At 68.9% G+C, this 25,723-nt stretch carries 21 protein-coding genes; 13 read left to right on the top strand and 8 right to left on the bottom strand.

Features of this window, described 5'->3' with window-relative positions:
* Positions 1-218: 218 nt before the first annotated feature.
* Positions 219-989, bottom strand: a complete 771-nt coding sequence (locus ACFUEJ_RS12170) for a hypothetical protein (protein ID WP_159370042.1) — start codon at positions 987-989, stop codon at positions 219-221.
* A 60-nt stretch (positions 990-1,049) separates the two neighbouring features.
* Between ACFUEJ_RS12170 and ramB the strand changes: the two genes are divergently transcribed.
* Entirely contained in the window at positions 1,050-2,492 is a 1,443-nt protein-coding gene (gene ramB / locus ACFUEJ_RS12165; RefSeq protein ID WP_058251281.1) for an acetate metabolism transcriptional regulator RamB, read from the top strand.
* A 68-nt stretch (positions 2,493-2,560) separates the two neighbouring features.
* On the opposite strand, the gene ACFUEJ_RS12160 is transcribed toward ramB, so the two are convergent.
* Positions 2,561-3,973 (bottom strand): lipase family protein, encoded by a 1,413-nt coding sequence (locus ACFUEJ_RS12160; protein WP_388029625.1) that lies wholly within the window; start codon positions 3,971-3,973, stop codon positions 2,561-2,563.
* A gap of 298 nt (positions 3,974-4,271) precedes the next feature.
* Between ACFUEJ_RS12160 and ACFUEJ_RS12155 the strand changes: the two genes are divergently transcribed.
* Complete coding sequence (locus ACFUEJ_RS12155) at positions 4,272-5,678, top strand: lipase family protein (RefSeq protein WP_388029623.1); 1,407 nt, start codon at positions 4,272-4,274, stop codon at positions 5,676-5,678.
* A gap of 20 nt (positions 5,679-5,698) precedes the next feature.
* On the opposite strand, the gene ACFUEJ_RS12150 is transcribed toward ACFUEJ_RS12155, so the two are convergent.
* Positions 5,699-6,163: a MaoC family dehydratase gene (locus ACFUEJ_RS12150; RefSeq protein WP_388029620.1), complete on the bottom strand. Its 465-nt coding sequence runs from the start codon at positions 6,161-6,163 to the stop codon at positions 5,699-5,701.
* Positions 6,164-6,188: 25 nt separating this feature from the next.
* On the opposite strand from ACFUEJ_RS12150, the gene ACFUEJ_RS12145 reads away from it, so the two are divergent.
* Together ACFUEJ_RS12145 and ACFUEJ_RS12140 are read left to right on the top strand one after the other, a co-directional pair.
* The gene (locus ACFUEJ_RS12145) at positions 6,189-6,725 is read left to right on the top strand and encodes a carboxymuconolactone decarboxylase family protein (RefSeq protein ID WP_247451241.1); all 537 of its coding nucleotides are present in this window, start codon (positions 6,189-6,191) and stop codon (positions 6,723-6,725) included.
* Positions 6,726-6,741: 16 nt separating this feature from the next.
* Positions 6,742-7,386, top strand: coding sequence for a class I SAM-dependent methyltransferase (locus ACFUEJ_RS12140; RefSeq protein ID WP_247451239.1), 645 nt, complete (start codon positions 6,742-6,744; stop codon positions 7,384-7,386).
* 15 nt (positions 7,387-7,401) lie between these two features.
* Here the strand turns inward: ACFUEJ_RS12140 and ACFUEJ_RS12135 are convergent, their stop codons facing one another.
* Complete coding sequence (locus ACFUEJ_RS12135) at positions 7,402-8,286, bottom strand: DNA-3-methyladenine glycosylase family protein (RefSeq protein WP_388029616.1); 885 nt, start codon at positions 8,284-8,286, stop codon at positions 7,402-7,404.
* A gap of 4 nt (positions 8,287-8,290) precedes the next feature.
* The gene (gene lpdA / locus ACFUEJ_RS12130) at positions 8,291-9,676 is read right to left on the bottom strand and encodes a dihydrolipoyl dehydrogenase (RefSeq protein ID WP_065630145.1); all 1,386 of its coding nucleotides are present in this window, start codon (positions 9,674-9,676) and stop codon (positions 8,291-8,293) included.
* A gap of 118 nt (positions 9,677-9,794) precedes the next feature.
* On the opposite strand from lpdA, the gene ACFUEJ_RS12125 reads away from it, so the two are divergent.
* Genes ACFUEJ_RS12125 through ACFUEJ_RS12115 form a run of 3 tightly spaced genes read left to right on the top strand, consistent with a single transcriptional unit; the run spans position 9,795 to position 12,178 of the window.
* Positions 9,795-10,397, top strand: a complete 603-nt coding sequence (locus ACFUEJ_RS12125) for a TetR/AcrR family transcriptional regulator (protein ID WP_058251287.1) — start codon at positions 9,795-9,797, stop codon at positions 10,395-10,397.
* 22 nt (positions 10,398-10,419) lie between these two features.
* The gene (locus tag ACFUEJ_RS12120; RefSeq protein ID WP_388029613.1) at positions 10,420-11,679 is read left to right on the top strand and encodes an NADH:flavin oxidoreductase; all 1,260 of its coding nucleotides are present in this window, start codon (positions 10,420-10,422) and stop codon (positions 11,677-11,679) included.
* 10 nt (positions 11,680-11,689) lie between these two features.
* A complete protein-coding gene (locus ACFUEJ_RS12115) occupies positions 11,690-12,178 on the top strand; it encodes a DinB family protein (protein ID WP_388029610.1) in 489 nt (162 codons plus the stop codon).
* 3 nt (positions 12,179-12,181) lie between these two features.
* Here the strand turns inward: ACFUEJ_RS12115 and ACFUEJ_RS12110 are convergent, their stop codons facing one another.
* Positions 12,182-13,759 (bottom strand): serine hydrolase, encoded by a 1,578-nt coding sequence (locus ACFUEJ_RS12110; RefSeq protein ID WP_065630142.1) that lies wholly within the window; start codon positions 13,757-13,759, stop codon positions 12,182-12,184.
* Positions 13,760-13,971: 212 nt separating this feature from the next.
* Here ACFUEJ_RS12110 and ACFUEJ_RS12105 point away from each other — a divergent pair, with 212 nt between their 5' ends.
* On the top strand, positions 13,972-16,026 hold the full coding sequence (locus ACFUEJ_RS12105; RefSeq protein WP_205334319.1) for a prolyl oligopeptidase family protein: 2,055 nt from the start codon (positions 13,972-13,974) through the stop codon (positions 16,024-16,026).
* Here ACFUEJ_RS12105 and grpE read toward each other — a convergent pair.
* Positions 15,987-16,496 (bottom strand): nucleotide exchange factor GrpE, encoded by a 510-nt coding sequence (grpE, locus tag ACFUEJ_RS12100; RefSeq protein WP_277243861.1) that lies wholly within the window; start codon positions 16,494-16,496, stop codon positions 15,987-15,989. The genes ACFUEJ_RS12105 and grpE overlap by 40 nt on opposite strands.
* 76 nt (positions 16,497-16,572) lie before the next feature.
* Between grpE and ACFUEJ_RS12095 the strand changes: the two genes are divergently transcribed.
* The 5 genes from ACFUEJ_RS12095 (at position 16,573) to ACFUEJ_RS12075 (ending at position 23,778) form a co-directional block, all read left to right on the top strand.
* Positions 16,573-18,249: an Hsp70 family protein gene (locus tag ACFUEJ_RS12095; protein WP_388029606.1), complete on the top strand. Its 1,677-nt coding sequence runs from the start codon at positions 16,573-16,575 to the stop codon at positions 18,247-18,249.
* Positions 18,250-18,276: 27 nt separating this feature from the next.
* On the top strand, positions 18,277-20,475 hold the full coding sequence (locus ACFUEJ_RS12090; RefSeq protein ID WP_388029605.1) for an Ig-like domain repeat protein: 2,199 nt from the start codon (positions 18,277-18,279) through the stop codon (positions 20,473-20,475).
* 104 nt (positions 20,476-20,579) lie between these two features.
* Positions 20,580-21,314, top strand: a complete 735-nt coding sequence (locus ACFUEJ_RS12085; protein WP_078111705.1) for a tellurium resistance protein — start codon at positions 20,580-20,582, stop codon at positions 21,312-21,314.
* A 14-nt stretch (positions 21,315-21,328) separates the two neighbouring features.
* Positions 21,329-22,108, top strand: a complete 780-nt coding sequence (locus ACFUEJ_RS12080) for a cyclase family protein (RefSeq protein WP_065630168.1) — start codon at positions 21,329-21,331, stop codon at positions 22,106-22,108.
* A complete protein-coding gene (locus ACFUEJ_RS12075; protein ID WP_068970975.1) occupies positions 22,108-23,778 on the top strand; it encodes a thiamine pyrophosphate-binding protein in 1,671 nt (556 codons plus the stop codon). Before ACFUEJ_RS12080 ends, ACFUEJ_RS12075 begins: the two co-directional genes overlap by 1 nt.
* 88 nt (positions 23,779-23,866) lie before the next feature.
* Here the strand turns inward: ACFUEJ_RS12075 and ACFUEJ_RS12070 are convergent, their stop codons facing one another.
* Positions 23,867-25,111, bottom strand: coding sequence for a DUF222 domain-containing protein (locus ACFUEJ_RS12070; RefSeq protein ID WP_388029602.1), 1,245 nt, complete (start codon positions 25,109-25,111; stop codon positions 23,867-23,869).
* Between the last annotated feature and the right edge of the window lie 612 nt (positions 25,112-25,723).

Below are 25,723 nucleotides of genomic sequence, written 5' to 3'. Positions count from 1 at the left end.
TTTTCGCCAACTGTTTGCAAAGTTTGCGAATATAGTTCTGTGAACGCAGGGTCTACTTCCGCCAAAAAGTACGTCCGTACTGGGATTTTCTACTCACGAGTAGTCGCGCCGATCCATCAGCCCGGAGGCCCTCGGACCCCGACCTCGACGGCCGGATACCCGAAAGTGATGTCCATCACACCAGTGCGGCACGGTCCGCGGACAGCGGACGGCGGCCGTCAGGGTGTGGTGACGCGCTCGACGGCGGTCTCGAAGAGATCCGCGAACACCGACGGTTCGATCGGCTCCACCGGGATGGACGGCGGATCGCTCGCACGGGTGGTCGCACCCGACACCGTCAGCTGCATCGTCAACGGCCCTGATGCCGGCCGGTCGAGCACGGCGTACCCGGCGAACCCGATCTGCCGCCGGACACCGCCGTCGGGCAGGGTCGTCGTGACGTCGGATCGCGTGAGCAGCATCTGCTCCCCTGGCAGCAACCCGCCGTCGATCTCCGGCTGGGGCAGTTCGGTGTACACCGTGAGCACCCGACTGCCCGCCAGGTTGCCGGTGGTGATCTCCGTCGTGGTCCGAGAGCAGCGGCCGGTCGTGGTGAGCCGGTCGGCGTCGATGTCGCGCGATGCGGTGGTGACCAGTTCGACGAGGGTGCCCGTCGCGCCGTCACGGGCGGCCAGCACCGCCGAGTTGTCGGCGGTCAGCTGGTCGTTGAGCGCGGCGTCGGAGGTGGGCCGGCAGTACTCGGGCGTGACGCGCACCGATCGGGAGGCGTCGATGGCGGCCCGGTTCCCGGCGACGAGATCCACCGCCGACAGCGGGGCGGATGTGTACCCCGGCGGCAGCTGGGCTTCGGACAGCACGAGATCGGCGGGACCGCGGGGAGCCGTCGTTTCCCCCGGGTCGCCCGCGCACCCCGCGAGGCCGAGCGCCACTGCCACGATCGACGCGGCCAGCGCTGCCGGCGGGCGGCGTCGGCCGAGGAGGGGTAGCACGCGGTCACCGTACCCTGGGGACGACGCGCGACGCGGCAGCACCTGTCCGGGAGGTGGACGATGAGCAGGACCTACGTGGGCTCGCGGTTGCGCCAGTTGCGTTCCGAGCGCGGCCTGTCGCAGGTTGCCCTCGCGCAGACCCTGTCGATCTCGGCGTCGTACCTGAACCAGATCGAACACGATGCCCGTCCGCTGACCGCGTCGGTGCTGTCCAAGATCACCGAGGCCTTCGGCGTCGACGCCGGGTTCTTCGACAGCCAGGACGATGTCCGGCTGGTCGCCGAGCTGCGTGAGGCGCTGCTCGACGACGACCTCGAGGCCTCCCCCGGCGCGCTCGACGCCCAAGGGCTCAGCGCGATGGTCGCGTCGCATCCCGAGATGGCCCAGGCGATGGTGAACCTGCACCGCCGCTACCGGGTCGCCACCGATCAGCTCGCGGCGGCGACCGACGAGCGGGGCGACCGCAGCATGCGCGGCACCATCAGCGCGCCGCACGAGGAGGTGCGGGACTATTTCTACCAGCGCCGCAACTACATTCACGAGCTCGATGTCGTTGCCGAGGAGATGACGACCCGGATGCGGATGCACTCCGCCGACATCCGGCGCGAGATCATGAACCGCATCGAGAGCGTCCACGGCATCAGCATCGTGCGCCGCGTCGACCTCGGGGACTACACCCTGCACCGGTTCGACCGCGAGGCCCGGCGTCTGGAGTTCTCCGCGTCGCTCTCGGCAGGTCAGCGGACGTTCAAACTCGCCAGCGAGCTCTGCTATCTCGAGTACCAGGACCTCCTGGACAAACTGGTCGACGAGGCGAACTTCAGCGGCGAGGACGCCCGGGCGCTGGGACTCCTCGGTCTGGCGAACTACTTCGCCGCCGCAGTCGTCCTTCCCTACAGTCAATTCCACGGCGCCGCAGAGGATTTCCGGTACGACATCGAACGCCTCTCGGCCTTCTACGCCGTCTCCTACGAGACGATCTGCCACCGTCTCTCGACGCTGCAGCGGCCCAACCTGCGGGGCATCCCCTGGTCGTTCGTGCGCGTGGACCGAGCCGGGAACATGTCGAAACGTCAGTCCGCCACCGGTTTCCACTTCTCGTCCAGTGGCGGCACCTGTCCGCTGTGGAACGTCTACGAGACATTCGCCTACCCCGGCAAGATCATCACCCAGATCGCCGAGATGCCCGACGGCCGGAACTACTTCTGGGTGGCGCGCACCGTCGAACGCCGCGCCACCCGCTACGGACAGCCCGGCAAGACCTTCGCGATCGGCATGGGATGCGAACTGCGCCACGCCGCGCGGGTGATCTACTCCGACGGTCTGGAGATCGGACCGCAGGCGCATGTCACACCGATCGGCGCCGGTTGCCGGGTGTGCGAGCGGACCAACTGCGCCCAGCGCGCGTTCCCCGCGGTCGGAGCGTCACTTCGCATCGACGAACACACCAGCAGCGTCTCGCCGTACATGAGCCTCACCGAAACGCGCCCCGCCGCGCCCTGATCCACCCCCCTCTGCTCCCTGAGGTGCGAGGAGCGATAGCGACGAGCCACGAAGGGCCGCAGCACAACTCATCGACACTCGTCCCGAGCGGGCACTCCGCGCAGACGTTCGTCGAGCCAGGTCGCGGTGTCCGGGAACCCGACCGCAGCCGCCGTCACGTGTTCGGCCTCGTACTCCCGGTACGTCACCGTCGCACCGAGATCGCACTGCTGGGCGGCGAGCGCCCGTGCCTGGGTTGCGGGAACCCACCACTCGTAGCGCCCGTGGTAGATCAGCAATGGCATCGACGCCTTCAGATCCGACATGGACGTGACCTCGAAGAGCTCTTCGGCGATCGCGGAGTGGAACGGATCGGGGTCGGTCGACAGGAGCTGCGTCGGCAGGTGAGCGATCCCGAGGTTGCCCATGTCATCGGTGCAGATGTTGCGGATCTCCGACGTCGCAAGCCATCTCGCCAGATGGTTCGACATCTGGAGGACCTCGGGCCGTTCTCGGGCGACGCCGAGCATCGCGGCGTGGAAGACCCCGGACGCGAGGTTCGCGTTCATGGCGCCGGCGAGTGTCCGGTAGTCGGCGGGCACCCCGCCGATGGCCGCCCCCACGAACCGCCCGGCGATGTCGGGCGCATACTTCGCGGCCAGCTTGGCCGCGCCGTGGGTGGCGATCGCCCCGCCGGAGTAGCCGACCATGGCGACCGGTCCGCGGGCGAAGTTCGCCGGGTCGAGAGCGCCGGCCGCGCGCAACGAGTCGAGGATCACGTGGCCCGCGACATACGGCTCGGCGTAGGCCATCCGGGGCCCGGTGTGGTCGGGCACGAGCACCGCATAACCCCGGTCCAACGCGAGCTGGGTGAACGGCGGGATGAGATCGGTCTCGTTCGTGTTGTTGGTGAAACCGTGCGCGTAGGTGAAGCCCGTCGTGCACTTGGTGCCCAGCGCGACGATCGGCGAGTTGTTGACCAGGACGGGGCGGTCTCCCCGCCCGGTCCAGGCCTTGGCCGGCACCAGCAGGGTGGCCGTGCCGAACATCGGGGCGCCGTTGGCGTCGGTCGTCCGGAACTTGACCTGCCGCGCCGATCGCAGCGGGACGAAGACCAGGGGCTGTGCCACCCGGGTCACCGACCGCGTGGTCAGGACCTCACCGGGTGTCCGCGCGGCCAGACCGGCCGGCCAGTGGTCGAAGAACCGGTCGCCACTGGGCGACGGCATGATCGCCTCGCGCAGTTCTTGCAGTTCACGGGAGGCGCCGGGAATCCGGGACCGTTCCGGGATGCGCGACAGCTTCTCGACCGGCGGCGCCGGGATCAGGCCGTCGACGTCCGCCGGCAACTGTGGCGGGACCGCGGTGAGATTGGGCGGCTCGGCGTCGGCGGGACCACTCGCCCCGGTGGGGCCCGCGAGGAGCGCCGCGGCGGCACACGTCGCCGTCACCGCGACCGCTGCGCGTCGGACCGATCGTCGAAGAACACCCCTGGCCGGCATCGCCAACCTCCCGTCTCACCTCGGCCATCGTCGAGTCGCCCGCCCCCCCGGCAGCACCTCTGACGACTCGAACCGCGATGACCTCCGCCAATGCTAGTCGGTGACGACGGCCTGCGCGGGAGCGACCATCCATGGCGACACCCATGTAGTCCGGTCGGGTGACACGCGAAACCGCCTATCGCGCCGCACATCACGGTTACATCTCGGTGCGGCGACCATCGATGCGCAACGGAGGTCCGCGCCGGGTCGACTGTCCTAAGGTCACCGACGAAGCGCTCTTCGACGCGGAGGCACCGCCATGACGGAAACCCGGCACGCGCTTCGACGCCGGGCGGTGTGGACGGCCACCGTGCTGGTGGTCGCCGCGCTGCTGGTGGCCGCCGTCGGCTCGCTGTCCGCCGGGCCATCGGCCGCGGACCCGCCGAACATGATGCCGCTGCCGCCGCCCGTCGCAGGCGCCATCGACCGCGCGGTGCCACCGCCGCCCATTCCTCGGCTTCGCACGATCCCGCCTCGTGCGCGGGCCGACGGATTCGACCACCGCGCACTCGAATTGCGCGAATCTATCCTGCCGTCCCCGACAGGTGACCCGATGTTCGACCGGTGGCCGGCCGACCTGTATTCACGCGCCCCGGGAGACGTGATCGCCACCCGCGACGTCACCGCCGCCGCCGGGCCGGTGGTGACGGTACCGCTCCGATCGGCGACGCTGATCAAGTTCCGCAGCACCGATGCCGTCGGGGCGCCGATCTTCGGCACCGCGACCCTGCTGGTCCCGCGTCGAACGGCCAGGGCACCGACGCCGATGCTCGTGAACAACCTGCCGATCGACTCACTCGGTGCCGCCTGCACACCCGGATACACACTCGCGCACGGGTTTTCCATCGCGACGGGCGTCACCGACCTGATCCCGCCGACGACCCAGCTGGCGCTGCACGAGGGCTATGCGGTTCTCGTGCCCGACCACCAGGGACCCCGGATGGCCTACGCGGAGCCGGTACTCGCCGGGCACGTGATCCTCGACGCCGTCCGCGCGGCCCTCCATGTGCGCCCGGAATTGTTGCGCCGCAGCCGGATCGCCATGACCGGGTACTCGGGCGGCGCCATCGCCACCCACGGTGCGGCGAAACTACTGGGCGAGTACGCACCCGAGCTCACCGACCGTGTCGTCGGCGCGGCTCTCGGCGGTGTCCCGGCCGACTTCCGCATGCTGGTCGGGAGCATGAACGCGAACCTCGCGACCGGCCTGTTCCACGCGGCCACCGTCGGCATCGCGCGCGAGCGTCCGGAGATCCTGGCCCTCACGAACCGGCCCGCGCGTTGGCTCGCGTCGTCGCCGTTGAAGAACGTGTGCGTGATCCCCGAGGCGGTGGCCGGTGGCACCTTCCTGCCGATGCAGTTGCTCTCGAGTGATCCCGACCCGTTCCGGTCGCCGACCGCCGAGCGGATCTATCGGCTGACCGCGATGGCCGACCGCGCCTCGGTGATCCCGCTGCTGATCTACCACGGGACCCACGAGTGGTGGATACCTGCGGCCGGCGCCCGCGCCCTCTACCGCGAACAATGCGCCCTCGGTGCGGTCATGGCCTACCGCGAGGTCTTCGGTGAACACATCAGCGCGGCGCTGCTCGGCTTCCCCGTCGCCCTCGACTGGCTCGACCGCCGGCTACGCGGCGAACCGGCCGTCGACGAGTGCCGCCGCTGAGCGTCGAGGAGCCGCCCCGGTCAGAAGACGAGGACGCGAAGGTTCTCGGCGACGCACGCGGGCTTCGCCTCGCCCTCGATCTCGACGGTGTTGGTGACGACCATGTTCACGCCCTTGGGGGTCTCCTCGACCGAGGTGATCACCGCGTTCGAGCGGATGCGGGCGCCGACCTTCACCGGGTTCGGGAAGCGCAGCTTGTTCATGCCGTAGTTCAGGACCAGCTTGGGGCCCTCGACGGTGAAGATCTTCCCCGCGATCATCGGCAGCAGCGACACCGTCAGGTATCCGTGCGCGATGGTCGTCCCGAACGGACCGGACTTCGCACGCTCGGGGTCGACGTGAATCCACTGGTGATCGCCGGTCGCATCGGCGAAGGCGTCGACCCGTTCCTGGGTGATCACGAGCCACTCGCCCGAGCCGAGGTCCTCCCCGATCGCGGCCTTCAGTTCGTCGACACTGGTGAACGTCCGTGTGGTGTGCGTCATAGTCCGCGTAGTCTACCGTGGGCCCATGGGCACACCTCGCGTCGCACCGGGTGGTTTCCGGGAGCTCGGGCCGGTCAATTTCGTCTTCGCGCGGGGGGCCGCACGCGTCATGGGTGTCGACGACGCGCACATCTTCTCGACCCTGGGTCGCGCGAAGGGGTTGTTCCGCGGTTGGCTCCACTTCAGCAGCCGGCTGATGCCGTTCGGTGTGTTGCCGCGCAAGGACTCCGAGATGGTGATCCTCCGGGTGGCCCACCTGAGGCATTGCGACTACGAACTCGACCATCACCGACGCCTCGGTCGTCGGGCCGGGATCACCGCCGACGAGTTCGACCGCATCCTCGAGGGTCCCGACGCCGGGTGGGGTGATCGTGAACGGGCGATCCTGCGCGCGGTCGACGAACTCGTCGAGACCAAGGACGTCTCCGACATCGCATGGCAGGCGTTGTCCCGGCACCTCGACGACCGGAAACTCATCGGGTTCACCCTGCTCGTCGGTCAATACGACAGCCTCGCGACCACCATCCACACGCTGCGCGTCCAGCGCGACGCCCGCTCCTGACTGCGACACCCCTGACATGGAGTCGATCGCGCAGCGCCTGATGCGCAACGAGTACTTCGCCGAGATCTACGAGCATCTCTGGCGGCCGACCTTCACCCGGCTCTTCAGCCTCGGCGGCCGTTCCACCGCCGACTTCGACCGCGCACTACGCGCCTACCTCGCCCGCCCGGGTGACCGGTTGGTCCTCGATGTCGCCTGCGGCCCCGGCAATTACACACGCGAGATCGCCGACGGACTCACCGGCGACGGTCGCTGCATCGGCATCGACTTCTCCGCGCCCATGCTGGCGCGGGCCGCGCAGACCAACGCGGTGGGGCGGGCCGCGTTCCTGCGGGGTGATGCCCACGCATTGCCGTTCGCCGACAACACCTTCGACGTGGTGACCTGCCTGGCGGCGCTCTATCTGATCCCCGACCCGCTACCGGTCGTCGACGAGCTGGTGCGGGTGACCGCACCCGGTGGCGAGATCGTGGTCTTCACCTCGGTGACGACGCCGCTCACCTCGTTCCCGGGCGTCCGGCCGCTCGCCGGGGCGAGCGGGTACCGCATCTTCGACGACCACGAGATCGTCGAGCGCCTCCGACGCGCCGGTGCGGACGACGTCGAGCAGACGATCACTGGCCAGGGGCAGTTCGTGCTGGCGCGCAAGTCGGCGTCGTAGACGGCCCGAGGCGCCTCAGAACTCCCGGTAGTCGCGGACCGTCATCCGCGGGCCGCGCCGTTCGGGCCGGACGCCCCGCCGCGCGACCAGCCTGATGATTCGTTGACGTTGCCCCGCATAGGGTTCGAGCAGTTCGAGCATCCCGGCGTCGTCGACGGCCTCGCCGATCAGGGTGAGCCCCACCAGTTTCGGGATGTGGTAATCGCCGACGTTGACCACGTCGGGGTCGCCGAGCGACCGCGACAGCGTCTCGGCCTCGGTCCACTGGCCGACACCGCGGAGCACAGTGAGCTTCCGCGCATGACGTTCGACGTCGATGGTGGTGGCGCCGCGAATGGTCCGCATGCGGACCGGTTCGATGCCGCTGCGGTGCCACTCCCAGCTCGGGATGCGCACCCAATCCTGCCGGGCGGGCGGCACACGCATGGTCTCCGGGACCGGTCCGGGCGCGGGAGAGCCGAAGCGGCGCACCAGATATCGCCAGGCACGGAACGCCTCCGCGCCGACGACCTTCTGTTCCAGGATCGCGGGGACGAGCGCCTCCCAGACCCGGTCGGTGCGTGAGAGCCGCAAACCCTCGGCGCGGCGCACCAGTTCCCGCACTACGGGATCGCGGGGAACGAGGGCGTCGGGATCGTCTCGCGCACCGAGGAAATCCGGCATCTGGTCGAGCAACCAGTCCGCGCCGGGACCCCATGCGCGACCGACGACGACGCCGGACCGCACGGCGATCGTCAGGGTGCCCGGCCCGTCGGGGGTGTGCACCGCCCGCCAGACCGAACCGTCCCTGGCGTAGACGAACGCCGGGTCGCCCGCACCGCGCCGGTGCAGGCCGACCGTTGCCCGCAGGTCGAGCGGCCACGGGAGCGTCCACTCCCGGACCCGCTCGTCTGCACTCACACGTCTACAGGTTGATCATGTGCCCGAGAGCGCCGTGGAACGTCTCCTGCAGTGCTTCCGACATGGTCGGGTGCGTGTGCACGTTCCGCGCCAGCTCCTTGGCCGTGAGATCCCACTTGTGGGCCAGCGTCATCTCCGGGAGCATCTCGGAGACGTTGTCGCCCACCAGGTGTCCGCCGAGCAGCTCGTCGGTGTCGGCATTGGTGACGAGCTTGGCGAAGCCCGCGGTCTCGCCGAGCCCCTGGGCCTTGCCGTTGGCCGAGAACGGGAACGTGGTCGCTTTGACGTTGTAGCCCTCGTCCTTGGCCTGCGCCTCGGTGAGGCCGAACGATGCGACCTGCGGCTGACAGAAGGTGGCACGCGGCATGAACCGGTAATCACCGAGGGTCATGGTCTCGACGCCGGCGATGGTCTCGGCGGCCACCACGCCCTGGGCCTCGGCGACGTGCGCGAGCTGCAGTTTGGCGGTGACGTCGCCGATGGCGTAGATGCCGTCGACGTTTGTGCGCATGTAGTCGTCGATGGCGATGGCGCCGCGATCGGTGAGTTCGACACCGGTCTTGTCGAGGCCGAAGCCCTCGACGCGCGGGGCGAATCCGACGGACATGAGGACCTTGTCGACGGTGAGCTCACCCTCTTTGTCCTTGGCGTCGGTGTAGGCGACGGTGACGCTGTCGCCGTTGTCGGTGACCTTCTGGACCCGGGTGGAGGTCAGCAGCTTGATGCCGAGCTTCTTGTACTCCTTGGCGAGGGCCTTCGAGGAGTCGGCGTCCTCGTTGGGGAGCACGCGGTCGAGGAACTCGACGATCGTGACGTCGACGCCGTAGTTGGCCATGACGTAACCGAACTCCATGCCGATGGCGCCCGCACCGACGATGACGATGGACTCGGGCAGTTCACGGGTCAGGATCTGCTCTTCGTAGGTGACCACGTTCTCCGACAGTTCGACGCCGGGGAGCAGCTTGACGGTCGACCCGGTGTCGATGATGACGTTGTCGAACGTGATCTCCCGGTCGCCCACCTTGATGGTCTTGGCGTCGGTGAACACCCCGTATCCGTCGATCTCGGTGATCTTGTTCTTCTTCATCAGGTAGTGGACGCCCTTGACGATGCCGTCCGAGACCTTGCGGCTGCGGTCGAATGCCGCTCCGAAGTCGAAGGACACGTCACCACTCATGCCGAAGGTCTTGGCCTGATGGTTGAAGATGTGTGCAAGCTCCGCATTGCGCAACAGGGCCTTGGACGGGATACATCCGACGTTCAGACACACACCGCCCCAGTACTTCTCCTCGATGACGGCGGTTTTCATGCCCAGTTGAGCCGACCGGATCGCGGCTACGTACCCACCTGGACCTGCACCCAATACAACTGTTTGAAAGTGTTCAGCCACGACTGCCAGCCTACGTCGCGCCCGACCGTCGCCGCAGAGTGTCCCACTACTCGCCGGTAGCAACCTGCGCATTCAATCATTGATTGAAACATCGACTGAACTGTGCTTTCCTCGACGTGTGACCCAGACCACGCGCGCCGGACGCGGTGAGCGCCGCGATTCGACGTCGCTGCCCACCCGCGACGCCCTGCTGGCCGTCGCCGAACGTCTCTTCCTCGCCGAGGGATACGACAAGGTGTCCGTCCGGGCGATCTGCGCGGCCGCCGAGGCGAACCCGGCGGCGGTGCACTATCACTTCGGCACCAAGGACGACCTCACCATCGCTCTGCTGGAGTCTCGCCTGGGTCCGCTGTGGGCCGACCCGCTGGCCTCCCTCGACCCGGCCGGTACGCCGATCGCGCATGTCGTCGACGTTGTGGTGGCCCCCTTCGTCGACCTGCAGTCCGACCCAACCGGACATCTGCACCTACAGCTGCTCGCACGGTTTGTGTTCGCCCATCCCACCGCGAGCTGGACGTCGCGCTGGTTCGATCTCGATCCGTTCGCCGACATGCTCGCCGAGGCCGTCCCCGGCCTGACGGCGAGCGAGGCGCGCCGACGCTGGGCACTCGCCTTCCAGTTGATCCTCCTGCGGTTCGGGGGCACCGAGACCTCGAGCCCCGCCGCCGTGACGGCCCTGGCCGGCTTCGTCACCGCCGGACTGACCGCACCCGCCACGTGAGACACGAGTGAGAGGACCCGTTGTGGACAGCCCCACCACCGGACCGTTCAGCCCCGCCCGGCTGGGACCGCTGCACCTGCGGAACCGCCTGATCAAATGCGCCACCTTCGAGGGGATGACGCCCGACGCCCTGGTGACCGACGAACTCATCGAGTTCCATCGCGAGGTCGCCGCCGGCGGGGTGGCCATGAGCACGGTCGCCTACTGCGCGATCTCACCTGAGGGCCGCACCGACCGCCACCAGATCTGGATGCGCCCCGAGGCGGTTCCCGGATTGCGCAGACTCACCGACGCAGTCCACGCCGAGGGCGCACTTGCGGCGGCCCAACTGGGGCACGCGGGCGCGGTCGCGAACTCGGCGTCGAACCGGGCCGCCTCCCTGGGACCGTCACGGATACCCGCGCCGATGGGAATGTCGGTAACCCGTGCGATCAGCGTCGACGACATCGCCGACCTGCGGACCACGTTCCGCCGGGCCGCACGGCTTGCGGTGGACTCCGGCTTCGACGGACTCGAGATCCACTGCGGCCACAACTATCTCATCTCCAGCTTCCTGTCCCCGCTGCTGAACCGGCGTCGTGACGCCTACGGCGGGAGCCTCGTCAACCGCGCCCGCCTCGCCCGTGAGGTGGTCGATAGCGTGCGCGACGAGGTCGGGGACGAGGCTGCGATCTGGGTGAAGCTCAACCTCTTCGACGGCGTCGGCCGGGTCGACCTCGAGCGCTCGCCCGCGGCGCGGGCCCGGGGCCGGGCGAGGCTGAGTGGCTTCAACGTCGACGAGGCATGCGAGGTGGCACAGCTACTGGAATCCGACGGCCACCTCGACGCCATCGAACCCACCGCGGGGAGTTCACTGCTCAACCCGATGTACCTCTTCCACGGCGAGGCACCCCGTAAGGAGTTCGCCGATGCGTTCTCCGGTGCCATGAAGTACGGACTGAAGGCCTTCGCACCGGTCTTCCTGAAGCACTACCGCTATCACGACGCCTATCTGCTGCCTCTCGCGCGCGAACTCCGTAAGGCCGTCGATCTGCCGCTCATCCTCCTGGGCGGCGTCACCGATCGCGCCTCGATGGATCTCGCGCTCGCCGAGGGCTTCGATTTCATGGCGATGGGGCGCGCGCTCCTGCGTGAACCCGACCTACCGCTGCGTCTCGCCGCCGACCCGTCGACGACGTCGAAATGCGTCCACTGCAATCTCTGCATGCCGACGATCTACTCCCACACGCGATGCCCGGTCCGGACCGGCGAGGTCCCCGACCCGGTGGCCGCACAGCATTAGAGTGGGGGCCATGCCTCCCCGCCGTCGCAAGGACACTCCGCCACCGGCGACCGGCGGTTCGGAGAAGGAGGTGCTGGTCGGTTTCCTCGACTACCTGCGCGCCTCCGCGGTGGCCAAACTCGACGGCGTCTCCGAGGTCGACGCGCGTGCGGCCGCGGTGCCGTCGGGCACCAGCCTGTTGGGGGTGGTCCGCCACCTGACGTTCGTCGAACGGTTCTTCTTCCTGGGCGAGGACGCGGACGACTGGCAGGCGACGTTCGCATGCCCCGACGACGAGACCGTGGCGTCGGTGCAGGCGGCATACCGCCGCGCGGTGTCCGAGGCCGGCGAGGTCATCGACGCCTACACCGATCTCGCCGAGGCGGCGCCCAGGGCGAGCGGACGTCGCTCCTCCCCGTCGATGCGGTGGGCGTTGACCCACATGATCGAGGAGACCGCCCGTCACGCCGGCCATCTCGACATCATCCGCGAGGGCGTCGACGGCCGGACGGGCCGCTGACCGTCAGCGCCGGATGAACTCCCCGTTGCTCTCCTCGTCGTCGTAGTACTCGATCGTCATACGCGGGCCGTCGAACGTGACCTGTGAGATCGAGCCCGGTTCGGCGTTCTCGTTGAGCAGATCGAACGTGAACGTGTTGCCGTCCCAGTGAGCGAGTTCGTGTTTACGGACTCCGCCCGGCCCCATCTCCAGGACGAGCTTCCCGTCGCGTTCGACGATCTCCGCCGGTCCGTACACCGCGTTGGCGTAGGTACCCACATACGACGGCAGTGGTTGCGACGGTGCGGGATTCGACGGCGGTTCCTTGCCGACGAGTTCGCCGCTCGGCACGCTCAGGGGCGCATACGCCTTGGCGTAGAGGTCGCGCCAGTCGTTGCGGATCTCGCCGAACTGCACGAGATCCATGAACTCGGCGGCGATCGAGTCCACCGCACCGAGGGGCGCGGCGTTGGACAGGACGACGATGGCGGTGTCGGCCGACGGCAGGATCGAGAACACCGTGCCGGCGCCCGACGCGAACGCGCCGGCATGGTTGAACTGCGTCCGCGCGTCCTCGGTCACCCCGACGTTGAAGCCGTAGCCGTACGATCCGGCGCGGTTGTCGGGCGTCTGGGGCGGGCTCGACACGATCTGCGGTGAGAGGGCCGGGAGCAGCGCGTCGGGGGCCACGACCTCCTGGCCGTTGTGCTTGCCCTGCGCCAGCACCATCTTCAGCCACGTCGCCATGTCGTTGACGTTCGAGCTCACACCGCCGGCGGGTGACTGCGCATCGGGATCGCGCGGGATCGGGGTCTTGACCCACTTGTCGTCTTCCTTGATGTGCCCCACCGCGCGATCGGCCCGGCGCTCGAAGTCGACGTAGCGGGAGCTGGTGCTGGTCATGCCCAGCGGACCGTAGATGAGGTCCTGCGACAGCGTCGCCCAGTCCGTCCCGGCCTTCACCGCCACCGCCTCGCCACCGGTCGTCACCCCGAAGTTGGTGTAGGCGTAGCTGATCCGGAACGGGTCGAGCGGCATGAAGCGCATGCGCTGCATGATCTCCTGCTGCGAGTACCCCATGTCCTCCAGTTTGTCGCCCGCGTGGTCCGGCAGACCGGATCGGTGCGAGTACATGTCGCCGACGGTCACGGTGCGCGTGACGTACGGTTCGGCGAGCGCGAACCACGGCAGCGATTCCACGATCGGCATCTCCCACGTCACCGTCTTGTCGGTGACGGCGGCCGCGACCACCGTCGATCCCACCGACTTCGACACCGACGCCAGCTGGAAGACGGTGTTCGGGTCGACGGCCTCACCGGTCGTGATGTCCTTGACGCCGAACCCCTTGGCGTACTTGGTCTCCCCACCGGACACGACCGCCACGGCCACACCCGGGATCTTGGTCGACTCCATCATCGAGTTGACCAGGTCGTCGAGTTGCCCGACCGCCTTGTCGACCGCATCGGCCGGCAGCGGTTCGGCGGCGACGGCATTCGGGTTCTCCAGAGACTCCGATGCGGACGGTGGCGCCCCGGTGCCCGACGACCCGCTGTCGCAAGCCGCGACGAGCGCAACAACGGCGACGACGGAACAGGTGGCCATCGAGAGGCGGGCCCATCGCGTCGTCCGTGGGGGTTCATGGCCGGGACAGCGGGCGGGAACGGAATGGGCAGTGGCCATGGGGGTCTCCTCGACGTCGCTGCGTCACGATACCCCGCGCGGACAACCTGTAGTGGGCGTTTTGCCGGGGCCGACACCGTGAGCGCTCCTGCGCGGAGCACGGTCGCGACGGCCGCCCGCGTAGTTTGGACGCCATGACCGAGCACGGCTACGACGCCCCCACGTCCGACACCGACCCGTACCTGTGGCTGGAGGACGTCACCGGCGACGACGCGCTGTCCTGGGTGCGCGCGCACAACGAGCCCACGGTGGCGGCGTTGACGTCGTCGGAACGCTTCCGCGAGTTGGAGGCCGCAACGCTTGCCGCCCTGGACACCGACGACCGCATCCCCTACGCGCGTCGCCGCGGGGAGTACCTGTACAACTTCTGGCGCGACGCGACCAACCCGCGTGGCCTCTGGCGTCGCACGACGTACGACTCCTACGTGACCGACACCCCCGACTGGGATGTCCTCATCGACGTCGACGAACTCGCACGCGCCGAGGACGAGAACTGGGTGTGGGCCGGCGCCTCCGTACTGCGCCCCGAGTACGAGCGCGCGCTGATCTCCCTCTCGCGCGGCGGCGCCGACGCCTCCGTGGTCCGCGAGTTCGACATCCCGTCGCGCACCTGGGTCGCCGACGGCTTCGAGCTGGCGGAGAACAAATCCGACGTCGGGTGGATCGATCGTGACACCGTATATGTCGGAACGGATTTCGGCGTGCAACCGGACGGGCTGAGCTCGCTGACCGATTCCGGTTACCCCCGCATCGTCAAGCGCTGGACGCGCGGCACCCCGCTGTCGGAGGCCGTGACGGTCTTCGCGGGCGAGACCGGGGACGTGTCGGTGCGGGCGAGCTACGACAGCACACCGGGATTCGAACGCCACTTCGTCGGTCGCGCCACCGACTTCTTCAACTCACTCGACTACGAACTGCGCGACGGCCGCCCCGAGTTGCTCGACGTGCCCACCGACGCGCACGCCGGGGTCCGGATGAACTGGCTGCTGGTGCTCACGCGATCGGAGTGGGAGATCGACGGCACCGCGCACGCACCGGGCACACTGCTGGCCTTCGACTACGAGGCCTACCGGGCGGGCGACCGCGACGCGGCCGTGCTCTTCGCGCCCGATGCGCACACGAGCCTCGTCGACTACGCCTACACGCGTTCGCATCTCATCATCGTGAAGCTGCACGACGTGCACACGCGGGTCGAGGTACTCGAACTCGGCACCTGGCAGGCCGTGGACATGCCGGGTCTGCCCGACCTCGCCACGGTCTCGGTCCTCGACACCGATCCCGACGAGAGCGACGAGGTGTTCTGGTCGGCGACGTCGTTCACCGATCCGCCGAGTCTGCTCCACGGCCAGAGCGGCCGGGCTCCGGAGGTCATCAAACACAGCCCCGCGTTCTTCGACTCCGACGCGGTGACCGCCGAGCAGCACTTCGCGACGTCCGACGACGGCACGCAGGTGCCGTACTTCGTGGTGCGTCGGCGCGACGTGTCCCAGGGACCGACGCTGCTCTACGGCTACGGCGGATTCGAGAATGCCCTCACCCCGAGCTATCTCGCGATCGCCGGGCAGAGCTGGATCGAGCGCGGCGGGATCTACGTCATCGCCAACATCCGGGGCGGCGGCGAATACGGCCCGTCGTGGCACACCCAGGCGCAGAAAGCGGGACGGCACAAGGTGTACGAGGATTTCGCCGCCGTCGCGCGTGCCCTCGTCGACACCGGACTCACCACTGCGTCACAGCTGGGCGCCCAGGGCGGGTCCAACGGCGGGTTGCTCATGGGCGTGATGCTGACGCGCTATCCCGAGCTGTTCGGCGCCCTGGTCTGCCAGGTCCCGCTCATCGACATGAAGCGCTACCACCTCCTGCTGGCCGGGGCGTCGTGGATGGCCGAGTACGGCGATCCCGACGACCCCGAACAGTGGGAGTTCATGAAACCGTTCTCGCCGTATCAGAACGTCGATGCGGACGCGACCTACCCGCCCATCCTGGTCACGACGTCGACCCGCGACGATCGCGTCCACCCCGGTCACGCGCGCAAACTCGTTGCCCGCCTGGAGGAAACCGGTCACGACGTGCAGTACTACGAGAACATCGAGGGCGGCCACGGCGGCGCGGCGGACAACAAGCAGGCCGCGTTCAAATCGGCCCTGGCCTACGAGTTCCTCTGGCGGACACTGTCTCCCGAGGACTGACCGCTCCGGAAGACCACCACGGCCGCCGGCCGGACCGAGCGCTCGCCGACGACCAGCCCGGGACGGAGCAGCTCGGCGACGGTGCGGTCCGCGGAGGTGTCGTCGGTCGGATGGACGTCGACCGCCTCCATGGTGCGGGCATCGAAGTCGGTCCCGGCCGGCGGTGCGACGACCGCTCCCCCGCGGCCGACGATGAGGCGTTCCAGGCCGGCGCGCAGCAGCTCGAACGCGGGCCGGTCGGCCTCCGACGCCGAGACCGCGCACGTCGCCGCATCGGTGTGGAGCGCGAAGAGGTCGACCAGCAGGGCGGAGTCCACGCCGGCCGCGGCGGCCGGGGTCTTCGCGGCGTCGACGAGCCGCTCGATCGTCCTGGTCTGCCGCGCGACCACGAGGGCGAGGTCGGACACCTGCTCGCCCAACTGCGCGAGCCCGTCGATTCGCTCGGGCACATCACCCTCCGGAGACGTCATTCCGCCAGCGTAATCAACTCCGCCGGCCGATCGTCCGGCACCGGCGAGACCGTCTGCGCTGCTAGCATCCCCGATCGTGGGCGTAATCGGGATCGACCTCGGAACCACCAACTCGGCGATGGCGAAGATCGACGCCGACGGCCGCCCGGAGGTGATCGTCGGACTGACCGGCGCACCGACCACCCCGTCGACGGTGTTGTTGACGTCGCCGACGGATCACGTCGTCGGCGAAGGGGCCCGCCGGCAGGCCAGGCTCGACCCGGAGAACGTCTGCAGCCTGGTGAAGCGGCGGATGGGCGATGCCCAGTGGCGTTTCGTCGCGCACGGTCAGACCTGGTCGGCCCCGGCGATCTCGGCGCTCATCATCAAGTCGCTGATCTCCGACGCCGCGTTCGCCGGTGAGCAGGTCGAGCGCGCCGTGATCACGGTGCCCGCCTACTTCGGTGACGAGGAGCGGCGCGCGACGATCCAGGCCGGCACCTATGCCGGCCTCGAGGTCGCGGGGGTCCTGTCCGAGCCGATCGCCGCCGCTCTGTCCTACGGCTTCAGCCGCCTGACCGACCCGCTGGCCAAGGGCACACCCGACGAGACGGTCCTGGTCTACGACCTCGGCGGCGGGACCTTCGATGCGACGGTCATCGAACTCGCCGACCGCCGGATCACCGTGCTCGCCGTCGACGGCGATCACCAGCTCGGCGGTGCCGACTGGGATGAGCGGCTGGCGCTGCACCTCTCGCGCGCGTTCTGCGCCGAACATCCCGACGCCGAGGACCCGCTCGACGACTCGGTCGGCTCGCAGTCGCTCATCCTCGCCGCAGAGCGCGCCAAACACGAACTGACCGAGTCGGATTCGACCTCGGTCATCGTCGCCCACGACGGCGCCCGGTCGGTCATCACGCTCACCCGGGCCGAACTCGAGGAACTCACCCGTCCGCTGCTGGCGCGGACCGTCGAACTCACCCGGTCATGCCTGGCCGCCGCCGAACGCCGAGGCGTGTCAGCCGTCGACCGTGTCCTGCTGGTCGGCGGTTCGTCGCGGATGCCGATGGTCGCGCGGGAACTCGCCGCCGCACTGGGCACGACACCGGAACTGAACGACCCCGACCTCGCCGTCGCCCGCGGGGCAGCGATCTACGGCGAGAAGCTGGAGATCGAACGACTCGTCCGCGCCGACCTCACCACCCGCGGACGCCTGCGCGAGGACCGCGGTCTCGACGGCGTCGCACCGGCCGACCTCGACGAGTCCTGCACCCGGGTCGCCCACGCGTTCGCGCTGCCCGTCAGCAGTGTCCGCCGCACGCTCGAGGTCGTCGTGGACACAGTGGTCTCCCGCGGTTTCGGGGTGCTGGCGGTCAACGGCCACAACGGCGAACTGGAGGCCAGCTGGCTGGTCCAGCGGAATTCGACTCTCCCGATCCGGGTGCGACGGTCGTTCGGGACCATGCGACGCGACCAGTCCCGCATCGAACTGGTCGTGCTGGAACAGCAGGGGCAGTCGGCTTCGCCGAGACCGGAGGACGCCAAGGTCCTCATCGAAGGAGCGATCACCGACATCCCGCCCGGATACGACGAGGGCAGCGAGGTGTCGGTGACCTTCGAGATGGCCTTCGACGGCGTCCTGCACGTCACCGCGTTCCACGTCGATGCGCAGATCCCGCTCACATTGTCGGCCAAAACCGGTGCCTCGCTGTCGAAATCGGAGGTCGAGCGGGAACTCGACCAGGTCCACCGCTCCCGGCGCCGCGACCACTGACCGCCTCCGCCGGAGGAGAGAGACCTGATGGAACCGTTTGTCGGCAACGACTATCGCAAACGTGTGCTCGCCGCGGTCGAGAAGCGCGGAGGCCCGAGCGAATCGGATTCGTTCGAACTGTATGACCTCCCGATCGAGGAGGCCGAGCGACTCGACGACGCCGCGGTGGCCGCCCGACTCGACGAGGTGTGGGCCTTCTGGCAGAAGCAACGCGACCACCCGAAGTACCGCATCCTGGTGGCCCGGTTGGTTGCCGAACACGACGAGCGGTCGGCGCCGTTGCGGCACAAGACCGGTCGGATCGCCGAGGCTCGTGCGGTGAGCACCCGACGCGAACTGCGCGATCAGCAGCGATTCGAACTCCTCGACAACGCGATCGCGCGGCTCAACGAGCGCTACGGCGGAATCCCGAGATCCAAGCGCGCCGGGCTCGACGAGATCGGCGCCATGGGCGGCCTCGATCCGGCCGAGATCGACACCCGACTGCGGCGTCATCGCATCGTCGACGACGCCCCGCCCGCGTCGGCCGAACCCGCGCCGCCGCGGGTGTCCTTGTCGGCGCAGCAACGCGGTCAGATCGCCGACCTGCTCGCCGAGTTCGACCGACTCCGCGACGGCGATCCCACCCCGACGCTCCTGACCCTGCTACACCTCGACACCGACGCCGCCGCCGATCGCGGCGTCATCGAGTCGCGGGCCGTCGCGCTCAACGAACGAGCCCGTGAGCTCGCCGCCGGCCGCTTCCGCGCGGTCCTCGACGAGCTGCTGGTCCACGTCCACGACGTCCTGCTCTCCGATCCCGTGCTGGCGCAGGAGTATCGGCAATCGGTCGTTGACGCCGTGACCGACCATCTCCGACCACGGGTCCGGGCCGCGGTCCTGGTCGAGGACGAACTGGGTGCGCAGGACCATGAGTTCCTGCTCGACGAGGCCCGCACCCGCGGACTCGGCACACGCGATGCGCGCACCGTGATCGCCGGACTCGCCGCCGAATTCGGAGCAGCCGTGAGCCCACCGGCCGGCCCCCCGCCGTCGGCCGAGTCACCCCCGCCGTCGGCCGAGCCACCCACGCCGCCGGCCGAGCCACCCCCGCCGCCGGCCGAGCCTGTCGAGGTCCCCCCGCCAAAGCGGTTGTGGGAGAACGATCTCCGCGCCGCCCGCGCGGCCTTGCGCGACGGCCTGCCCGTCCGGGCGCGCGCGGCCATCGCCGATGCGCGTGCCGGAGCCGGCGACGATGCCGCGGCGCTCCGGCAGATCGCGGCGGTCGCCGACGAGGTCGAACGGGTCATCGCGCAGGCGGTGGCGGACTCCCGCCGGGCCCGGGATCTCGCGGACGAGATGCGCCACGTCGCGGCGCTCGAACTGCTGGAGGACGTGTTCCGGCGGGCCCGGGACATCGACCGTCTTCCCGACTCGGGCGGGTCGCTCCAGGCCCGCCTCGAGGCGTCGCGGGACATCGTCGCCCAGGCGGGCGAGATCGCGCGGTCGGCATCCGTGAGCAACCCGGCAAGCCTCACCGCCGCTGCCGAGATGCGACGTCGGATCACCGATCACGAAGGCCTCAACTCGGCGGCGACGGTGCTGACCGTGGAGCCGCCGCGCAACGTCCGGTTCGTCGCCGAGAGTGGTGCGATCACCGTCTCCTGGGATCCGTCCGCGACGGAGTCGGTGACCTACCGCGTCGTGCGCATCGGGTTCGACGGGTCGACCCGGACGCTCGGCCGCACCGCGGGGACCGAACTCTCCGACGGCAGTCGGCCCGACCCGGTGCCGCCGGTGTACGAGGTCACCGCCGTGCTGGCCGGAAACCAGTCCGCCCCCGCCCGCTCCGACGCCGCCCCCGCGCCGGCCGCCCCCGCCTCGGCGACCACAGCGCCGCAGCCGCCGGCGACCCCCCATCCCGACGATCCGCCGCCGATCACCGCGGTCCGCGTCGACGCCGACACCGTGCGCTTCGAGTGGCCGGCCGGTGTCACCGAAGCGATGGTGGTCATTCGGGCGGATGCCGCTCCGGAACACCCCGCCGACCCGGCGGCGGTCGCGTCGAAGATCACCAACACCCGGTACCAGATCGACGACGGCTTTCCGATCCCCGCGAACGTCCCACGTCCGTGCCATGTCGCCGTTGCCAGCTGCCGCCGGAATCCGCAGGGGCGGCTCGACGTCGCATCGAGTTTCGGCCCGTCCGCGCGGGCTCACGCCCCGGCAACGGACACCGGCCGTTGACGTTGGTCCACTACGCTGGGCGCCAACACCTGCGGCGAGTGTGTTTTCGCCGTCCGATCACCGCACCCGACGACGATGTCACCACGACGAGATGAGGAACCGAGATGGGGATCGACTACACGAAGCGTCCGAAGGCCCAGCCGCCGCAGCCGCCCGCCCAGCCCCCGGCCGCTCCCGCGGGTTACGGCCAGCAGCCGCCCACCCCCGCGGGCTACGGTCAGCAGCCGCCCGCGCCGCCGGTCTCGCTGTCGAAGATCACCCTCACGAAGTCGGCGCCGAGCATCTCGCTGAGCAAGCAGGGTGCGACCTCCGGTCAGGTGCGCGTCAATCTGAGCTGGACGTCGAACTCCAAGGGCGGCGGGCTCTTCCGCAAGGCGCAGGGTATCGACCTCGACCTCGCCTGCCTGTGGGAGTTCACCGACGGGAGCAAGGGCATCGTGCAGGCCCTGGGCAACTCGTTCCGGGCGCCCCGTGACGGACAGCCGATCATCTATCTCGACGGCGACGACCGGTCGGGTTCCGGTGGCGAGAACATGTACATCGACCTCTCCGCGACCGACCGGATCCGCCGGATCCTGATCTTCGCCTACATCTACGAGGGCACCCCGAACTGGGCCGGCGCCAACGGCGTCGTCACCCTGTTCCCGGCCAACGGCCCGGAGATCGAGGTCCGGCTCGACGAGGCGGATCAGTCGGCGCTCTCGTGCGCGATCGCCTTGTTCGAGAACCGTGGTGGCGAGCTGGTTCTCAACCGCGAGGTGCGCTACATCCGCGGGGCACAGGACAAGGTCGACGAGGCGTACGGCTGGGGCATGAACTGGCGCGGAGCGCGCAAGTAGTGGCCGGCTCCTTCGTGCCCGACACCGCCCTGTCCGGCTTCGTCGCCGGCCTCGCCGACGGGTCGCTCCGCGTCGTCGATCTGACGACTCCGTTGAGTGCGGCGACGCCCGCGCTGCGACTGCCTGCCCCGTTCGCGAACCTGATCGACTTCAGTCTCGAAGAGGTCAGCGCCTACAACGAGCCGGGGCCGTACTGGCGGCACAACAACATCCACACCGGCGAGCACATCGGCACCCATCTCGACGCACCGATCCACTGGATCAGCGGACGCGACGGGGATGACGTCTCGCAGATCCCGGTGCAGCGGCTGATCGGCCCGGCGGCCGTCCTCGACCTGACCGACGAGGTCGCCGACGACCCGGATCATCTCCTGAGCGTCGCCGAGGTCGAGGCCTGGGAAGCCGAACACGGACGCCTCACCGCCGGCACCTGGTTGCTGTTGCGGACCGGCTGGGAGTCGCGGGGCGGCTCCGAAGCCGAGTTCCTCAACGCCGACGAGACCGGGTCGCACACCCCCGGGGTGTCGGTGGAGTGCGCGCAGTGGCTGGCCACCGAGCGCGAGATCACCGGCCTCGGAGTCGAGACCGTCGGTGTCGACGCAGGGCTGGCGGGCGGCTTCGATCCCGCCTTCCCCGTGCACTACCACTTCCTCGGCAACGACAAGTACGGGCTCACCTCCCTGCGCAACCTGGGCTCGCTCCCGCCGACCGGCGCGGTGATCGTCGTGAGCCCGTTGCCGATCGTCGGCGGCACCGGCAGTCCGTCGCGCGTGCTGGCGATCGTCGAGAGTTGATGGCGGCACCCGGCCGCTACGGCCCGACGGTCGCCGACGTCGCGGGCCGCGTTCTCGCCGATCTCGGCGTCGGCCATGCCTTCGGTGTGGTCGGCAGCGGGAACTTCGTGCTGACCAACGCCCTTCGGGCCGGCGGTGTCCCGTTCACCGCCGCCCGCCACGAGGGCGGGGCTGCCAGCATGGCCGACGCCTATGCGCGGATGTCGGGACGGGTGGGCGTGCTGTCGGTGCACCAGGGCTGTGGGCTCACCAACGCGATGACCGGCATCGCCGAGGCCGCCAAGAGCCGCACGCCGACGATCGTGCTCACCGCCGATGCACCCGCGTCGGCGTTGCGGTCGAACTTCCGGATCGACCAGGAGGCCCTCGCCGCGAGCGTCGGCGCCGTGAACGACCGTGTCTACGGGCCGACCACGGTGGTGGCGGATGTGATCCGCGCCTTCCGCACCGCGGTGACGCAGCGCCGGACCGTCATGCTCCATGTCGCCATCGACATCGCCGCCGCCGCAGCGGATTTCGAAGGACCTGTCGAGCTCTCCGCCGAACCGCCACGGCCGCGGCCCGAAGCCCGGTCGGCCACTCGCCTGGCCGAGTTGCTCCGTGCCGCCCGGCGTCCCATGTTCGTCGCGGGCCGAGGGGCGCGCTGCGCCGGTCCCGAAATCGCGGCCCTGGCCGAGGCCGCCGGTGCGCTGGTGGCGACGTCGGCGGTCGCGAACGGCCTGTTCGCGGGAAACCCGTTCTCGTTGGGCATCTCCGGCGGCTTCTCCTCCCCCACCACCGCCGAGCTGATCGCCGACGCCGACCTCATCGTCGGATGGGGTTGCGCCCTGAACATGTGGACGATGCGGCACGGCCGACTCATCGGCACGGACACGACCGTGGTGCAGGTCGACGTCGACATCGACGCCATCGGCGCGCATCGCCCGATCGACCTCGGGGTGGTCGGCGACTGCGGTGCAACGGCGACGGATGTGCACACGATCCTCGCGGCCGATGGCGGCACCACCGGTTATCGCACCGAGGAAGTCAGGGAACGGATCTCGGTGTCATCGAGGTGGCAGGACGTCCCCGTCACCGGCGAGGTGACCGCCGGCCGGGTCGATCCGAGGGCACTGACGATCGCGCTCGACGAGATCTTGCCCGCCGACCGCGTCGTCTCCATCGACTCCGGCAACTTCATGGGTTATCCGTCGACGCATCTGTCCGTGCCAGACGAGTTCGGCTTCTGTTTCACGCAGGCCTTCCAGTCGATCGGACTGGGCCTCGGCACAGCCATCGGCGCGGCGTTCGCGCAACCGGACCGGGTCCCGGTGCTAGGGACCGGCGACGGCGGATTCCTCATGGCCATCGCCGAATTGGAGACCGCCGTACGTCTGGCACTGCCGCTGGTCGTGATCGTCTACAACGACTCCGCCTATGGTGCCGAAGTGCATCACTTCGGCGACGCCGACATGACGACGGTGACGTTCCCTGAGGTCGACATCGCCGCGATCGCCCGTGGACACGGCGCGACGGGCGTGACGGTCACCGGCCTCGACGACCTCGACGAGGTACGGGACTGGGTCGCCTCGCTGCCCTCACCCGAACCTTCCGGGCCTCTCGTCATCGACGCCAAGATCACTGACGACGGCGGCGCCTGGTGGCTCGCGGAGGCCTTTGCCGGGCACTGACCCCGCCGGGATCGCCTCACACTGTGGAGTTGTCAAAGGTCGTGTGGCGCCGGGGTCGACGCCGGAGGGTCTGGTCTGCGCGGGGCAGTTATACGAGGGCGTCGTCGAGTCGCATGGTGCGCCGGTTGTAGGCGGGTCGGGGTAGGCGTCGGGGGTCGATGTCGGCGGGTGGGATGAGCCATGGGTGCCGGTCGGGCCCCATCACGACCTGCCAGCCGTGGTGATGGACCTGGGTGTGACAGCGTTGGCACAACAGGCACCCGTTGTCCAGATCGGTCGGACCACCATCGACCCAATGAACCAGATGGTGAACCTGCGTATGCGCGGCTGGCGCCCCGCATTTCACACAACACCGATCGCGCACGATGATCGCCTGCCGCAGGTGATGCGGGAACAGTCGCTTCGTGGTGCCCATCCGCAACGGCACCCCTTCGTCGTCGAGGACGATCTCGGCCACCCCACCATCACACGACAGTCGTCGTGTCGTCGACTCTGAGACCGCCCCCATCCACGGCAGGCGCGCCGGATCAGCGCAGTCGGCGGGGATGGTCACCATCAGTTGGGTGCGGGGTGCGCCGGCGGTGGTCATCGCCGCGCCGATCGCGGCTTGATCCAACAGCAACTCCAGCGCATCGGCGCGTCGCTCGGCCGCACCTCGACGATCGGCAGCGCCGTCGGGTTCGGGACGCGGGCAGGATCGTTCGTCGATCATGGACACGAACTTCTCTCCGATCACCGCGGTCACATCTCCGGTGATCGCGACCCGCCCGTCTTCGGTGATGCGGGTGTGCACGGTGTTCAGTGATGCGTCATCGGCCGCTGCCACAGTGCTGGGGTCGGTGGCGGCGACCCGGATGGCGATCCCACGCGCGTGGTCGTCGATCTGAGCGGGGGTGGCTCCGGAGAACGCCTGCGCAAGCAACTCACTCTCGTATCCGCTGCGCTCGTCGTCGGACAGCGCTGTGGCGCAACGTTTGTCAATAAGCGCTAGTCCGCGGATCACCGCGTCGACACACTCGGCAGACAGATAACCCTCCGAGGCACAGTCGTCAACCTTCGGCACCGACTCCAGCCCGCCGGCGATGCGCACATAGCGGTGCGCGGCCGCGGGTGGCATGCCCATCTCGATCAGTGCGTTTCGTGTGGTCGACCCCGCCCGCGCTGCCGCACCTGTGTCGTCGAATAGTGCTGTGTGCACGGCGATCTGGTGATCGAGCACGTTGCGCAACATCCGTAGTTCGTCGAGCCGCTCGTGTAGCGCGCGGCCACTGCCGTCGTCGGGCGGCGGTTGCAGGACGGTGAGGGTGTCGCGGAGTTCGGTGATCGAGGGCATGACACCAAGCTACTCGCAATCACATTCGACGACGAGATTTCTCCACAGGCCTGATCGTCATCGAATCCTGTTGCACCGCAGTCGCTGCCACTCACGTCTCAGCGGTGAACGGTGGTGAACTGCGGTGAACAAAAACCCCACCAGTCACATAGGGTCAGCGTCTGCGACCCAACAACCACCGTGGTAGAGCTCAGACGAACTGCTTCAGCGAGCCGGCCCGACCTCGCACTGCATCCGGCTCCGACCGATGAACTCGAACTCGACGGATGCACTTCGATCGAAGTCCATCGGTCGAGTTGAGGTCCATCAGTCGGGGGTGCTCAGCGGACCCTGCGTGACGCGCCCTCCGCAAGCTCCGGGCACTCCTCAGGGAACGGGCGTGACGCACACTCCGGGTAATTTTCAGTATCCGAGGCCTGGCGACCCGTCGTGGAGACGAAAGAACTCTGCTCCCTGAGCTGAGGAGGCCGGAGCCAGCGGAGGCCGTCTCGAAGGGTCCTGGCGAGATGCGTCGCCAACCCTTCGAGGCTCGTCGCTGATATGTAGTGCTGCTCTGTCAAGTCCCATGGCGAAATTGCCTCCTTCTCAGGGGCTGTTGTGGGGTTGGCCACC

It is taken from the genome of Gordonia sp. NPDC057258, assembly GCF_042668985.1.
Taxonomy (GTDB): domain Bacteria; phylum Actinomycetota; class Actinomycetes; order Mycobacteriales; family Mycobacteriaceae; genus Gordonia; species Gordonia hongkongensis.
The sequence above is the reverse complement of the archived record's forward strand: the minus strand, read 5'-3'. Positions and strand labels throughout refer to the sequence as shown.

Coding starts and splice junctions, on each gene's coding strand:
- ramB (WP_058251281.1), top strand. CDS start 1,050: ATGAGCAGGACCTACGTGGGCTCGCGGTTGCGCCAGTTGCGTTCCGAG.
- ACFUEJ_RS12160 (WP_388029625.1), bottom strand. CDS start 3,973: ATGCCGGCCAGGGGTGTTCTTCGACGATCGGTCCGACGCGCAGCGGTC.
- ACFUEJ_RS12155 (WP_388029623.1), top strand. CDS start 4,272: ATGACGGAAACCCGGCACGCGCTTCGACGCCGGGCGGTGTGGACGGCC.
- ACFUEJ_RS12150 (WP_388029620.1), bottom strand. CDS start 6,163: ATGACGCACACCACACGGACGTTCACCAGTGTCGACGAACTGAAGGCC.
- ACFUEJ_RS12145 (WP_247451241.1), top strand. CDS start 6,189: ATGGGCACACCTCGCGTCGCACCGGGTGGTTTCCGGGAGCTCGGGCCG.
- ACFUEJ_RS12140 (WP_247451239.1), top strand. CDS start 6,742: ATGGAGTCGATCGCGCAGCGCCTGATGCGCAACGAGTACTTCGCCGAG.
- ACFUEJ_RS12115 (WP_388029610.1), top strand. CDS start 11,690: ATGCCTCCCCGCCGTCGCAAGGACACTCCGCCACCGGCGACCGGCGGT.
- ACFUEJ_RS12110 (WP_065630142.1), bottom strand. CDS start 13,759: ATGGCCACCTGTTCCGTCGTCGCCGTTGTTGCGCTCGTCGCGGCTTGC.
- ACFUEJ_RS12105 (WP_205334319.1), top strand. CDS start 13,972: ATGACCGAGCACGGCTACGACGCCCCCACGTCCGACACCGACCCGTAC.
- grpE (WP_277243861.1), bottom strand. CDS start 16,496: ATGACGTCTCCGGAGGGTGATGTGCCCGAGCGAATCGACGGGCTCGCG.
- ACFUEJ_RS12090 (WP_388029605.1), top strand. CDS start 18,277: ATGGAACCGTTTGTCGGCAACGACTATCGCAAACGTGTGCTCGCCGCG.
- ACFUEJ_RS12085 (WP_078111705.1), top strand. CDS start 20,580: ATGGGGATCGACTACACGAAGCGTCCGAAGGCCCAGCCGCCGCAGCCG.
- ACFUEJ_RS12075 (WP_068970975.1), top strand. CDS start 22,108: ATGGCGGCACCCGGCCGCTACGGCCCGACGGTCGCCGACGTCGCGGGC.
- ACFUEJ_RS12070 (WP_388029602.1), bottom strand. CDS start 25,111: ATGCCCTCGATCACCGAACTCCGCGACACCCTCACCGTCCTGCAACCG.